Genomic DNA, 13,154 nt, shown 5'->3' on the forward strand with positions numbered 1-13,154 from the left:
CAGAAGAGTGCCCGGAGCCGGACTTGAACCGGCACGGCCCGAAGGGCCAGCGAGGTTTAAGCTCGCCGTGTCTGCATTCCACCATCCGGGCAGGGCTCTCGGGCGTGCGAGCGGGAAGGCGCGCGAGCCTCTCTTACAAGGAGAGCAGGATGAGCCTAGCCCGGGAGCGCCCCCCAAACAGCGGAACGAGGACCCGAGGTTGTCTTATTTTATTGGCAACTGAGGGTGCATCAGCGCAAGGACCGCGTCAAAGGCACATGCCACGGGCCGATACCCCCTGCTCCGTGCCCCGCCCCCGGCGCCGACCGGAATTGTCGCAATCTCGACGCCCCCGCGACCCCGCGGGGCCGGGGTACCCGTCATACCCAAGGAGGATGCGGCCCCTCCCGGATACCTCCGTGGTCTGCCCCGGGAACGGTAGCTGGGGCTGATCCCCCGGAGCGTTCCACCACGGACGATGGTGTAAGTCCCCCGCACCCGTCCCGATCGGAGCGCTCCACCGTGCACCCCTCCAGCTCCCCCCTCGGCGTCCAGACCGCCGCCCGCCCGACCGCGGTGGCGGCCCACGCCACGGATCTCACCAAGGTCTACGGACACGGCGAGACCCAGGTGGTCGCGCTGGACTCGGTCTCCGTGGAGTTCCGGCAGGCCGAGTTCACCGCGATCATGGGCCCCTCCGGCTCCGGCAAGTCCACGCTGATGCACTGCATGGCCGGCCTCGACACCGTCTCCCGCGGATCCGCCCGCATCGGTGACACCGAGCTGACCAACCTGGGCGACAAGAAGCTCACCCGCCTCCGGCGCGACAAGATCGGCTTCATCTTCCAGGCGTTCAACCTGCTGCCGACCCTGACCGCCCTGGAGAACATCACGCTCCCCATGGACATCGCCGGCCGCAGGCCCGACCAGAAGTGGCTGGACATGGTCGTCGACACCGTCGGCCTCTCCGGGCGCCTGAAGCACCGGCCGAACCAGCTCTCCGGCGGCCAGCAGCAGCGCGTGGCCGTGGCCCGCGCCCTGGCCGGCAAGCCCGAGATCATGTTCGCCGACGAGCCCACCGGAAACCTCGACTCCCGCTCCGGCGCCGAGGTCCTCGGCTTCCTGCGCAACTCCGTCCGCGAGCTGGGCCAGACCGTCGTCATGGTCACCCACGACCCCGTCGCCGCCTCCTACGCCGACCGCGTCGTCTTCCTCGCCGACGGCCGCATCGTCGACGAGCTGCACGGGCCCACCGCCGACGCCGTCCTCGACCGCATGAAGCGCTTCGACGCCAAGGGCCGTACGAGCTGATCACGCAGCCCGCACCGCCAGCTCACGCCAGCCCACTCCCCCAGGACTGACCGCCCATGTTCCGTACCGCCTTGCGCAATGTGCTCGCGCACAAGGCCAGGCTGCTGATGACCGTACTCGCCGTGCTGCTCGGCGTGGCCTTCGTCTCCGGCACCCTGGTCTTCACCAACACGATCTCCGACGCCTACCAGAAGAGCTCCGAGAAGGGCTTCACCGGCGTCGACGTCGCCGTCACCCCGCACAAGGAGGACCGCGACAAGGGCAACCCGGGCGCCGCGCCCAAGCTCACCCAGGCCACCCTCGACAAGATCGCCAAGGTGCCCGGCGCCGCCGCGGTCACCGGCTCGGTCAACGGCTTCGCCGCCGTCTCCGGCAAGGACGGCAAGCTGGTCGGCGAGGGCTTCAACTCCTCCGGCGCCAACTACTACCCGGGTGCGGACGGCAAGGACCCCCGCTATCCGATGAAGTCCGGCCGCGCCCCGCAGGCCGCGAACGAGGTCGCCCTCGACGCGAAGACCGCGGACCGCGCGGGGTACAAGGTCGGCGACACCGTACGGATGTCCGTCGACGGCCCGGTCCTCGAGCAGAAGGTCACCGGCATCTTCACCACCGACGACGGCAACGTCGCCGCGGGTGGCAGCCTCGCCCTCTTCGACACCGCCACGGCGCAGAAGTACTACGCCAAGGCCGGCGAGTTCGGCGAGATCGACGTCAAGGCCGCCGCGGGCACCTCGCAGACCGCCCTCAAGGCCGCGGTCGACAAGGTCCTGCCGCGCGACACCGAGTCCCAGACCGGCAAGACGCTGGCCGAGGACCAGGCGAAGCTCATCGCCTCCGGCATGGACACGATGAAGACCACCCTGCTGACCTTCGCGGGCATCGCCCTCTTCGTGGGCATCTTCATCATCGCCAACACCTTCACCATGCTGGTCGCCCAGCGCACCAAGGAGCTCGCGCTGATGCGCGCCGTCGGCGCGAGCCGCGGCCAGGTCACCCGCTCCGTCCTCCTCGAGGCGTTCGTCGTCGGCGTGGTCGCCGCGGTCACCGGTCTCGTCGCGGGCATCGGCATCGGCGCGGGGCTGCGCTCGATCCTGAACTCCGCGGGCGCGAGCCTGCCGGACGGCCCGCTCGTCGTCTCCCCCGGCACGGTCGTCGCCTCGCTGGCCGTCGGCGTCGTGGTCACCATGCTCGCCGCCTGGCTGCCCGGCCGCCGCGCCGCGAAGATCCCGCCGGTCGCCGCGATGAACAGCGTGCACGCGGTGGCCACCCCGCGCTCCCTCGTGGTGCGCAACAGCATCGGCGCGGCCTTCAGCGGCCTCGGCGCCGCGCTCGTCCTCGTCGCCGGCTCGCAGTCGATCATGGCTCTCGGCGCGGGTCTGCTGCTCATCGGCGTCTTCGTGCTGACCCCGCTGCTGTCCCGGCCGCTGATCGCCGCTGCGGGGCCGCTGCTGCGCCCCTTCGGGATCTCCGGCAAGCTCGCCCGGCAGAACGCGGTCCGCAACCCGCGCCGCACCGCCGCGACCGCCTCCGCCCTGATGATCGGCCTGACGCTGATCACCGGCATGACCGTGCTCGCCGGCAGCCTCCAGGTCGCCATCGACAAGATGGCCTCCGGCGCCATCAAGGCCGACTACACGGTCTCCATGGCGAGCATGACGCCGCTCTCCCCGGACGTGGAGAAGAAGCTCGGCGCCAGCCCCGACGTCGCCGCCGTCAGCCCGCTGCGGACGTCCGAGGCCCGCATCGACGGCGGCCGCCAGTCGCTGACCGGTGTCAACGGCAAGAGCATCGCCGACCTGACGAAGGTCGACTTCACGGCCGGCTCCTTCGCCGGGCTCTCCGGCGGCAAGGCCGTCGTCGACGACAAGACCGCCCGGAACCACGGCTGGAAGCTCGGCTCCTCCTTCGCCACCACCTTCGAGGACGGCAAGCAGGGCAGGCTGACGGTCTCCGGTGTCTACAAGGGCAACGACCTGATCCGCGGCATCATGGTCGACAACACGACCCTGGCGCCGCACCAGTCCGAGATCGTCGACATGCAGGTCCTGGTCAAGACCAAGGCCGGGGTCAGCTCCTCCGCCAAGGACTCGATCGCCAAGACGCTCGGCGACAACCCCGCCATCGCGATCAAGACCAAGCAGGACATCTCCAACGAGATCGCCAAGGCGATCAACATGATGCTGAACATCCTCTACGGGCTGCTCGCCATGGCCGTGATCGTGGCGGTGCTCGGGGTCATCAACACCCTGGCGATGTCGGTCTTCGAGCGCTCCCAGGAGATCGGGATGCTGCGGGCCATCGGCCTGGACCGCAAGGGCATCAAGCGGATGGTCCGCCTGGAGTCGCTGATCATCTCGCTCTTCGGCGGTGTGCTCGGCATCGGCCTCGGCGTCTTCTTCGGCTGGGCCGGCGGCCGCCTGATAGGCAAGTCCATGGCCGACTTCGAGCTGGTCCTCCCCTGGACCCGGATGCTCGTCTTCCTCCTGCTGGCCGCCCTCGTGGGCGTCCTGGCCGCCCTGTGGCCCGCCCGCCGGGCCGCCAAGCTGAACATGCTGTCGGCGATCAAGGCGGAGTAGTTCCGCGCCAGCACCCGGACGGGCTGGAATCGGCTGAACTCAGCTGATTCCAGCCCGTTCTGCGTTCAGCCGCGCCAGTCCCGCGCCCGCAGCGGCACACCGGACGCACCGGACTCCGGCGTGCGGACGGCCAGGACCTGGTTCACGCCGATGCGGTTGCGCTCGAAGGACAGCGCGGAGGCCGCCATGTACAGACGCCAGACCCGTGCCCGGCCGGGGGACGTCAGGCGCGCGGCCTCGTCCCAGTGGGTCTCCAGGTTCGCCACCCACTGACGCAGCGTCAGCGCGTAGTGCTCGCGGATCGCCTCCACGTCCCGGACCTCGAACCCGGCCTCCTCCAGCTGCGCCACCGTCCGGCCGACCGGCGCCAGCTCGCCGTCCGGGAAGACGTAGCGGTCTATGAACTCGTCCGTCTCGTACGCCTCTTCGTCCATCAGCGGCCGCCGCGCGATCTGGTGGTTGAGCAGCCTGCCGCCCGGCACGAGGAGGGCGAAGAGGTCGGCGGCGTACTCCGCGTAGCGCGCGGAGCCGACGTGCTCGGCCATGCCGATCGAGGAGACGGCGTCGAAGGGGCCGTCGGAGATCTCGCGGTAGTCCTGCACCCGGATCTCGACACGGTCCGTCAGACCGGCCTCGGCGACGCGCTTTCGGGCGTACGCGGCCTGCTCCTCGGAGAGGGTGATGCCGACCGCGCCGACGCCGTACTCCCGGGCCGCGTGCAGCACCATGGAGCCCCAGCCGCAGCCCACGTCCAGCAGCCGCTGTCCGGGCCGGAGGTCCAGCTTGCGGCAGACCAGGTCGAGCTTGGCCCGCTGGGCGTCCTCGAGAGTGCTGTCGGGGCTCTCCCAGTAGGCGCAGGAGTAGACCATGGAGGGGCCGAGGACCTTCTCGTAGAAGGCGTTGCCGACGTCGTAGTGGTGGCTGATGGCCTCTTTGTCGCGGCGCGGGGTGTGCAGGCGGCCGCCGGTCCTGCGGGCCTCCTCGCGCGGGGGGCGCGGCGGGAGGCCGGGGCCGCCCAGCCTGGCCAGTTCGGCGGCCGCGGCCCGCAGGCGCGGGTCGCGCGCGGCGGTCAGCAGGGCGGCGAGGCCACTGCGCCGGTCGGTGTCCTCGCCGCGCTCCCAGAGGGTGCCGGCGAGCAGTTCGAGCGCTCGGTAGAGATCGCCCTCGACGTCGATGTCGCCCGCGACCCAGGCGCGGGCGAGGCCCAGCTCACCGGGCTTCCAGAGCAGTCGGCGCAGGGCGCGGCGGTGGCGGATGACGAGGGTGGGGGTACCCGGAGGGCCGTACTCGCTGCGGTCCCAGGCGCGGATCCGGACCGGGAGCGGAGTTCCCAGCACGTCTTCCACGAGCGTGGTGAGCCGTCGAGCGGCGTCGGCCATGTCGCACACCTCCATGATGCAAGGTCAGGAGAAACGTTCAACTGACACCTAAACACCAAGAGCGGGTCCGGTAGTCCCGTTCCGTCAGATTAGATCGGCGGTGCGTGACCGGATACGCCGGAAGGCGCCCACCCCACGGATTGGTGGACGCCTTCCGGCAAGTTGACCGCGGGGACGCCGCGGCGGTGACCCGAGGTCAGGAAGCCTTCGCCTTCGTGCTGTCGGCGGGGGCGTCCTTCTTCATCTGCGGGGCGGGCTTGGCGGCCTCGTAGAACTCCTCGCGGGGGTTCTCCATGGCGCCGAGCGAGACGACCTCGCGCTTGAGGAACATGCCCAGGGTCCAGTCCGCGAAGACGCGGATCTTGCGGTTCCAGGTCGGCATGGCCATGCCGTGGTAGCCGCGGTGCATGTACCAGGCGAGACGGCCCTTGAGCTTGATCTTCATCTTGCCCATGACGATCATCGCGACGCCCTTGTGGAGGCCGAGGCCCGCCACCGCACCCTTGTTGGCGTGCTCGTACGTCTTCTGCGGGAAGCCCCGCATGCCCGAGACCACGTTGTCGCCGAGAACCTTGGCCTGGCGCAGCGCGTGCTGGGCGTTCGGCGGGCACCAGGCGTTCTCGTTGCCCGCCTTGCGGCCGATCATGTCCGGGACCTGGGCGTTGTCGCCCGCGGCCCAGATGTAGTCGGTGCCCTGGACCTGGAGGGTCTCGGAGGTGTCGACGTGGCCGCGCGGACCGAGCGGCAGGCCGAAGCGGGCCAGCGCCGGGTTGGGCTTGACGCCCGCGGTCCACACGATCGTGTTGGAGTCGACCTCGAGGCCGTTCTTCAGCACGACGTGGCCGTCGATGCAGGAGTCCATCGAGGTGGAGAGGTGGATCTCGACCCCACGGCTCTCCAGGTGCTCCTTGCCGTACGCGCCGAGCTTCGGCCCGACCTCGGGAAGGATCTTGTCGGCGGCGTCGACCAGAACGAAGCGCATGTCCTCGCGCTTGACGTTCGGGTAGTACTTCGCGGCGTCGCGGGCCATGTCCTCGACCTCGCCGACCGTCTCCGCGCCGGCGAAGCCGCCGCCGATGAAGACGAAGGTGAGCGCCTTGCGGCGGATCTCCTCGTCGGTGGTCGAGTCGGCCTTGTCGAGCTGCTCGAGGACGTGGTTGCGCAGGCCGATGGCCTCCTCGATGCCCTTCATGCCGATGCCGTTCTCGGCCAGGCCGGGGATCGGGAAGGTGCGGGAGACGGCGCCGAGCGCGACGACCAGGTAGTCGAAGGGCAGCTCGTAGGCCTCGCCGACGAGCGGCGCGATCGTGGCTACCTTGCGGTCCTGGTCGATGGTCGTGACGCGGCCGGTGAGGACCTCCGCCTTGGGGAGCACGCGTCGCAGCGGCACCACGACGTGGCGGGGGGAGATACTGCCGGCAGCTGCTTCGGGCAGGAAGGGCTGGTACGTCATGTACGAGCGCGGGTCGACGACCGTGACGGTCGCCTCGCCGTACCGCATCTTCTTAAGGATGCGGCGCGCCGCGTACAGGCCGACGTACCCACCGCCTACTACGAGGATCCGTGGACGCTCCGTGGTGCTCATGTTTCGAGTATCCAGCACTCCGGACGGGGGTGCTCGTGAGCCCCTTCACAAGGAGTCGGGAGGGGTCTGCTACACTCCGCCGCCGCCGTGACCGATGCCATACCCCCGAAAGGGAACCACCGCGTCGGCGCATGCGTTGGTCACCCCTGCTGAACTGGGCTTGCGGCACCGCCGCCGGGTAGACCACTGCCGTACGACAGCTCGCATAAACGTCTCTTTAACTCAGCCGATACCAGACGCTTTCCGACCGCCGAAGGTTTGGAACGACCCAAACGGGGCACTTCGGCGCTTCCGCTTGCCGAACGCGCCGATTTTTCATGTGAAGGATTTCACGAACTTTCTTCGGCGAGGGCCCGGGAAGGGCCTCCGAAGGCCCCCGCAGGGGCCCTCAGGAGCCCCTGCGGGGCCCGTCAGCGGCCCTCTCGGGCGATGCTCCAGGCGATGCCGTCCAAGATGTCGTGCTCGCTCACCACGACCTCCTGGGCGCCCGTCCGCTCCATCACCGACTGCAGCACCAGCGCGCCCGCCGCGATCACGTCGACCCGGCCCGGGTGTATCGCCGGGATCGCCGCGCGCTGCTCGTGCGTCGACTCCAGCAGCATCCCGGTGATCTCCCGGACCTGGGCCAGCGAGATCCGTGCGTGGTGGATCGCCGCGGAGTCGTACTCCGGCAGCCCCAGCGCGATCGCCGCGACCGTGGTGACCGAGCCGGCCAGGCCGACGAGGGTGTGCGCCGAGCCGATCGGCACGGTCTCCTGCGCCAGGTCCAGCGCCGCCTCGATGTCGGCCCGCATCCCGGCGAGCCCGCCGGCCGCCGGGGGGTCGGCGACCACGCCGTCCACCGCGAGATGACGCTCGGTCATGCGGACGCAGCCGACGTCCACGCTGCGCGCGGCCAGCACGTGGTCACCGCCGACGACGAACTCCGTGGAGCCGCCGCCGATGTCCACGACCAGATACGGCCTGGCCATGTCGTCGCGGCCGGTGAGCTCCTTGGTCGCGCCGGTGAAGGAGAACTCCGCCTCCTGGTCGCCGGTGATCACCTCGGGCGCCACGCCCAGGATCTCCACGACCCCGCGCACGAACTCCTCGCGGTTCTCGGCGTCACGGGACGCGGAGGTCGCCACGAAGCGGGTCCGCTCGGCCTTCAGGTCGCGGATCACCTCCGCGTACTCCCGGCACGCGGCGAACGTGCGCTCCAGCGCCTCGTCCGCCAGCCGGCCCGTGCGGTCCACGCCCTGGCCGAGCCGGACGATCCGCATCCGCCGGTCCAGCTCGGTGAAGTCACCGGTCGCCGGGTCGAGATCGGCGACGAGCAGACGGATCGAGTTCGTGCCGCAGTCGACGGCGGCTACGCGGGTCACTTCTCCTCGCCTCCGCACGGGTTCACGCACGGACCCTTGGCCCACCACTCGGGCAGCATGGCGATCGCCTCGTCGCCCAGCGGGTTGACGCCCGGGCCCGCGGCCAGCGAGTGGCCCACGAGCACGTGCAGGCACTTGACCCGGTCCGGCATGCCACCGGCGCTGGGGAAGCCCTCCAGGACCTCGATCGCGTCACGGCGGGTGATGTAGTCCTCGTGCGCCTTCTCGTACGCGGCGGCGAGCTCCGGATCGGTCTTCAGGCGCTCCGTCATCTCCTTCATGACGCCGTCCGCCTCCAGCGTGCCGATCGCGGACGCGGCCCGCGGGCAGGTCAGGTAGTAGAGCGTCGGGAAGGGCGTGCCGTCCTCCAGCCGAGGCTGGGTCTCGACGACGTCCGGGTTGCCGCAGGGGCAGCGGTGGGCGATGGCGCGCAGGCCCCGCGGCGGGCGGCCCAGCTGCTCCTTGAACGCCGCGATGTCCGCGTCGGTGGGCTCGGTGGGCTCGGTCTTCGGAGGAGGGGTGTCCATGTGCTCGCTCGTACTCGATCTCGGTGGAAGTGGGGGTGCGGTGCGGTCAGCGGCCGGGCCCGGAGGCGCCCGAGGCGTCCGCCTGGTCCACGCCGTCCCAGAGGTTGCTGTACCAGGGCCGGTCGGCGGCGCCCTGGTCCTTGGGCCGCCGGGCGGCGCCGCTGCCGTCGACCACGCTGTAGCCGGTCTCGCCGGGGCGCAGATAGTGCAGGTGCTCGCGGGCCTGCTGCTCGACGTACGCCGGGTCCTCCAGGCGCGCCTTCTCGTCCAGCAGCCGCTGCACCTGCTTGCGGGCCTGCTCGGTGCGGTGCCGCTGGTCGGCGATGTCCGAGCGCTGGGTGACCCATTGGCGCATGGGGTAGGCGAGGGCGACGACCAGGGAGCAGACGACGAGCGCGAGCAGCGCCGCGCGCCCGGTGAGCCTGCCGCGGCGGCGGGTCCTCGCGCGATAGACCCGGGCCCGCGGGCCCCGCACCAGCGCCTTGAGCCTGGCCGCGGTCGAGAACCGGTCGCCCGCCACTTCGCCTCCCCGTGGTCACCCGACAGCCGCTACGAACGTACGTCCCCGGCCACGGTACGGGACCGTGGCCGGGGACGTAGTGAGGCTGCCGTTTGTCGCCGGGAGGTTTTCTTCCCCGCGGGGGTCAGCCCGTGAGGCGGGGTGCTCAGCCCTTGAAGCGCGGGAACGCGCTGCGGCCGGCGTACACCGCGGCGTCGTCGAGGATCTCCTCGATGCGCAGCAGCTGGTTGTACTTCGCGACGCGCTCGGAGCGGGCCGGGGCGCCGGTCTTGATCTGGCCGCAGTTGGTGGCGACGGCGAGGTCGGCGATGGTGACGTCCTCGGTCTCGCCGGAGCGGTGCGACATCATGCACTTGAAGCCGTTGCGCTGGGCCAGCTCGACGGCGTCGAGGGTCTCGGTCAGCGAGCCGATCTGGTTGACCTTGACCAGCAGGGCGTTGGCGGCGCCCTCCTCGATGCCGCGGCCGAGGCGCTCGGGGTTGGTGACGAACAGGTCGTCGCCGACGATCTGCACCTTGTCGCCGAGGCGCTCGGTGAGGGTCTTCCAGCCGTCCCAGTCGTCCTCGAACAGCGGGTCCTCGATGGAGACCAGCGGGTACGCGGCGACGAGCTCGGCGTAATAGTCCGTCATCTCGGAGGCCGAGCGGGACTTGCCCTCGAAGTTGTACGAGCCGTCCTTGTAGAACTCGGAGGCGGCGACGTCCAGGGCGAGCGCGATGTCCTGGCCGGGGGTGTAGCCGGCCTGCTTGATGGCCTCGAGGATGAGGTCGAGGGCCTCGCGGTTGGAGCCCAGGTTCGGGGCGAAGCCGCCCTCGTCGCCGAGGCCGGTGGACAGGCCCTTGGCCTTCAGGACGGACTTGAGGGTGTGGTAGACCTCGGCGCCCCAGCGCAGGGCCTCGGAGAAGGACTCCGCGCCGATCGGGGCGATCATGAACTCCTGGATGTCCACGTTGGAGTCGGCGTGCGACCCACCGTTGAGGATGTTCATCATCGGAACGGGCAGCAGGTGCGCGTTCGGGCCGCCCAGGTAGCGGAACAGCGGCAGGTCGGAGGCCTCGGACGCGGCGTGCGCGACGGCGAGGGAGACGCCGAGGATGGCGTTGGCGCCGAGCGAGCCCTTGTTGTCGGTGGCGTCCAGGTCGAACATGGCCTGGTCGATCAGGCGCTGCTCGGTGGCGTCGTAGCCGACGAGCTCCGGGCCGATCTGCTCGATGACGGCCAGGACGGCCTTCTCGACGCCCTTGCCGAGGTAACGGTTCTTGTCACCGTCACGGAGCTCGATGGCCTCGAAGGCACCGGTCGAGGCACCGGACGGCACGGCGGCACGGCCCGTGGAGCCGTCGTCGAGGCCGACCTCGACCTCGACCGTGGGGTTGCCTCGCGAGTCGAGGATCTCGCGAGCTACGACGACGTCGATGGACGGCACGAGGGTCTCCTTCGTGTGTGTCTGGAGTTCTGCGAGCACGAGCCTAACGGGCGGCGGGGGGTTGCCCTGCCGTCGGGACACCGCGTGGGGCGAAAAATGGCATAAACGTGCAGATCGCGGGGCGAACAGCGGCAATGTTCGCTGAGCGATGAAGCCCGCGGCTCGCGCTCCCCGGGGGCCCCGGGAACGGCGAAGCCCCGCTCCGGCGCGCTCGGGGTACGCGTCGGAGCGGGGCGGTGCCGCTGTGGGCGGGGATCAGCTGAGGTGCAGGTGCTGGCCCTCGTAGATCAGGTCCGCGTTGTCCACGATGCTCTTGTTCAGGTCGTAGAGCTTCTCCCAGCCGCCCTTGACCTTCTTGGCGTCTGCGATCTTGGAGAGGGTGTCGCCGGCCTTGACCTCGTACTCGCCGTCACCCTGCTTCACGGGCTTCGGGGCAGCGTGCTTCGGCGCGGTCTGCTTCGGGGCCGGGGCGGCCTCCGACTCGTCCTCGTCGGCGGTCTGCGCCTGCGGAGCGGCGTGCTTCGGGGTGGTCTTCTTCGGCGCGGTCTGGCGCTCGCTGCGGTCGGCGTGCGACTTCGTGGAGGTGCCACGGGAGGCGGAGGACGAGTCGTCGGAGGTGTCGACGTCGGCCTTCGCGCCACCGGAGGTCAGGTTGCCCGCGCCGGCACAGCCCCAGGCACCGGGGCCCTGCATGGCGAGCAGCTTCTCGGCGACGGCGATCTGCTGGGACTTGGAGGCGTGGTCGGCCCGGTCGGCGTAGGACTGGCCGCCGGCGGCGTTCCAGGAGGACTGCGAGAACTGCAGGCCGCCGTAGTAGCCGTTGCCGGTGTTGATGGACCAGTTGCCGCCGGACTCGCACTGGGCGACCTTGTCCCAGGTCTGGACGGAGGCGGCGTTCGCGGAGGTCGCGATCATCAGCGGGGCCGCGACCGCGGCGCCGGTGACACCGGCGAGCGTGACGATGCGGACGGCCTTGGACGGACGACGGTGCTTGCCCTTGGACATGAGTCGTTTCCTCACCGACGCCTACGAGGTGAGCTGTCGGGTTCGGGCTGTGAGTTCGCCCGGCCTCGTGTGCGAGCACACTCGGCTTCACCCCTAGCCGTCCCGGTCCTCGCGGGCCGTTCCGGCGCCTACCTTGGTTCCCCCGCTCCTGCCTACGGCGCTTTCGCGACGACTCCGCCGGTCGCCGGCAGGATTCGGCGTGGCGACCGTGGTGCTCGCGGTGGCGAGCGGTCATGACGGTAAGCACTTTGGGCCGACGGGTTCAAACCCCTCTTTCCAGCCACAGTTGCCTCTTGTTACCCAGAGAAACCTGACATTTCCGCAGGTGAAAGCGGGTCCGTCAAGTTTTGGAGGGGTCCGTTCCGCGAGAGTTCAACGAGACCCATGTCTCACTTTCGACTGGAACGGACATTCCCCCCGAACTGCCGGTCTATTTGCCGACCTCAAGCCGCTGACCAGGAAGGATCAGATCGGGATCGGAACCGACAACTTTCTCGTTGCGCTGGTACAGGGAATGCCATCCGCCATTAACGGAGTGGGCCTCCGCGATGACTGACAGATTGTCACCCGGCCGCACGGTGTAGTCGCCGGCGCCGGGCTTCGCGGCGCGGGAATCACCGCCGCCCCGCGAGGCGCGGCCCCCGTCGTCCGAACGCGACGGCTCGGCGCGGTGCTTGCCCGAGCCCGCGCCGGAACCGGACTCCGGGGCTTCGGCGGACGGCGAATCCGGCTTTGCGGGGTCCGCGGGACCCGTACCGGAAGGCGGGTTGGCCGGCGGCTGCGTGGACGGCGTTCCCGGCGTGGGGATTTCGGTGGGGTCGCCCGTCGGGCCGGTCGAGGGACCGGTCGTCGGGCCGCCCGGGTCCTTGCGGTGCTTGCCGCCGTCCGGCTTGCCGCTCATGGCGGGCGAGGGCGTCCCGGGAGAAGGCTTCGCGTCCGGGTTTGCGGACGGCGAGGCCGGGGCAGCCGGGGAGGCGGTGGAGCCCGACGGCGCGGAGCCGCCCGTCGTGGGCGCGGAAGGCGCGTGCTCCGGCGCGCGCGGCGCGGGAGCGTCGTACGAGGGTTCCTTGGCACTGCCGGGGTTCACGTCCGGCGCCTTGCCGTCCTTGGCGAGACCCGCGGAGGTACCGCAGGCCTGCCAGGCTCCCGTGCCGTTCGCGTTCAGGACCTTGTCGGCGACGGCGATCTGCTGCTGCCGGCTGGCGAGGTCGGGGCGCGGGGCGTACGTCCGGCCGCCGTACTGCTCCCAGAGCTCCTGGGTCATCTGCAGACCGCCGTACGCGCCGTTGCCGGAGTTGGTGCTCCACGTGCCGCCGCTCTCGCACTGGGCGACGCGGTCCCACGTGGGGGCGTCGGCGGCGTTGGCGCCGGTGGCCGCGAGCAGCGGCATGGCGAGGGCCGACCCCGTCACCCCCGCTGCGACCACGACGGCGGGTACCTGACGGGGGCGACGATGTCGACCGTTCCCGGAGCGCATGCGAT

The 13,154-nt window shown here is 70.5% G+C and carries 10 protein-coding genes, 1 tRNA gene and 1 riboswitch; of the genes, 2 read left to right on the top strand and 9 right to left on the bottom strand.

Features of this window, described 5'->3' with window-relative positions:
* Positions 1-8: 8 nt before the first annotated feature.
* A tRNA-Leu gene (locus tag DXZ73_RS18850) sits at positions 9-91 on the bottom strand.
* 410 nt (positions 92-501) lie between these two features.
* Between DXZ73_RS18850 and DXZ73_RS18855 the strand changes: the two genes are divergently transcribed.
* Positions 502-1,290 (top strand): ABC transporter ATP-binding protein, encoded by a 789-nt coding sequence (locus DXZ73_RS18855; RefSeq protein ID WP_116212148.1) that lies wholly within the window; start codon positions 502-504, stop codon positions 1,288-1,290.
* A 56-nt stretch (positions 1,291-1,346) separates the two neighbouring features.
* Positions 1,347-3,866 (top strand): ABC transporter permease, encoded by a 2,520-nt coding sequence (locus tag DXZ73_RS18860; protein WP_116212149.1) that lies wholly within the window; start codon positions 1,347-1,349, stop codon positions 3,864-3,866.
* Positions 3,867-3,931: 65 nt separating this feature from the next.
* On the opposite strand, the gene DXZ73_RS18865 is transcribed toward DXZ73_RS18860, so the two are convergent.
* The 8 genes from DXZ73_RS18865 to DXZ73_RS18900 all read right to left on the bottom strand — a co-directional run bounded on the left by DXZ73_RS18865 (position 3,932) and on the right by DXZ73_RS18900 (position 13,098).
* Complete coding sequence (locus DXZ73_RS18865; protein ID WP_116215703.1) at positions 3,932-5,245, bottom strand: SAM-dependent methyltransferase; 1,314 nt, start codon at positions 5,243-5,245, stop codon at positions 3,932-3,934.
* Between the two features lie 196 nt (positions 5,246-5,441).
* A complete protein-coding gene (locus DXZ73_RS18870; RefSeq protein ID WP_116212150.1) occupies positions 5,442-6,830 on the bottom strand; it encodes an NAD(P)/FAD-dependent oxidoreductase in 1,389 nt (462 codons plus the stop codon).
* 410 nt (positions 6,831-7,240) lie between these two features.
* A complete protein-coding gene (locus DXZ73_RS18875) occupies positions 7,241-8,194 on the bottom strand; it encodes a Ppx/GppA phosphatase family protein (RefSeq protein ID WP_116212151.1) in 954 nt (317 codons plus the stop codon).
* The gene (locus DXZ73_RS18880; protein ID WP_116212152.1) at positions 8,191-8,721 is read right to left on the bottom strand and encodes a DUF501 domain-containing protein; all 531 of its coding nucleotides are present in this window, start codon (positions 8,719-8,721) and stop codon (positions 8,191-8,193) included. The genes DXZ73_RS18875 and DXZ73_RS18880 overlap by 4 nt, the downstream gene beginning before the upstream one ends.
* Positions 8,722-8,767: 46 nt before the next feature.
* Positions 8,768-9,241 carry an FtsB family cell division protein gene (locus DXZ73_RS18885; protein ID WP_116212153.1) on the bottom strand — a complete coding sequence of 158 codons (474 nt, stop codon included), beginning with the start codon at positions 9,239-9,241 and terminating at the stop codon, positions 8,768-8,770.
* Positions 9,242-9,386: 145 nt separating this feature from the next.
* Positions 9,387-10,667: a phosphopyruvate hydratase gene (gene eno, locus DXZ73_RS18890; RefSeq protein ID WP_116212154.1), complete on the bottom strand. Its 1,281-nt coding sequence runs from the start codon at positions 10,665-10,667 to the stop codon at positions 9,387-9,389.
* A gap of 255 nt (positions 10,668-10,922) precedes the next feature.
* On the bottom strand, positions 10,923-11,672 hold the full coding sequence (locus tag DXZ73_RS18895; RefSeq protein ID WP_116212155.1) for a transglycosylase family protein: 750 nt from the start codon (positions 11,670-11,672) through the stop codon (positions 10,923-10,925).
* Between the two features lie 3 nt (positions 11,673-11,675).
* Positions 11,676-11,842: riboswitch (cyclic di-AMP (ydaO/yuaA leader) on the bottom strand.
* A 260-nt stretch (positions 11,843-12,102) separates the two neighbouring features.
* Complete coding sequence (locus DXZ73_RS18900) at positions 12,103-13,098, bottom strand: transglycosylase family protein (RefSeq protein ID WP_338059127.1); 996 nt, start codon at positions 13,096-13,098, stop codon at positions 12,103-12,105.
* Between the last annotated feature and the right edge of the window lie 56 nt (positions 13,099-13,154).

Source organism: Streptoverticillium olivoreticuli subsp. olivoreticuli (assembly GCF_003391135.1).
Taxonomy (GTDB): domain Bacteria; phylum Actinomycetota; class Actinomycetes; order Streptomycetales; family Streptomycetaceae; genus Streptomyces; species Streptomyces blastmyceticus.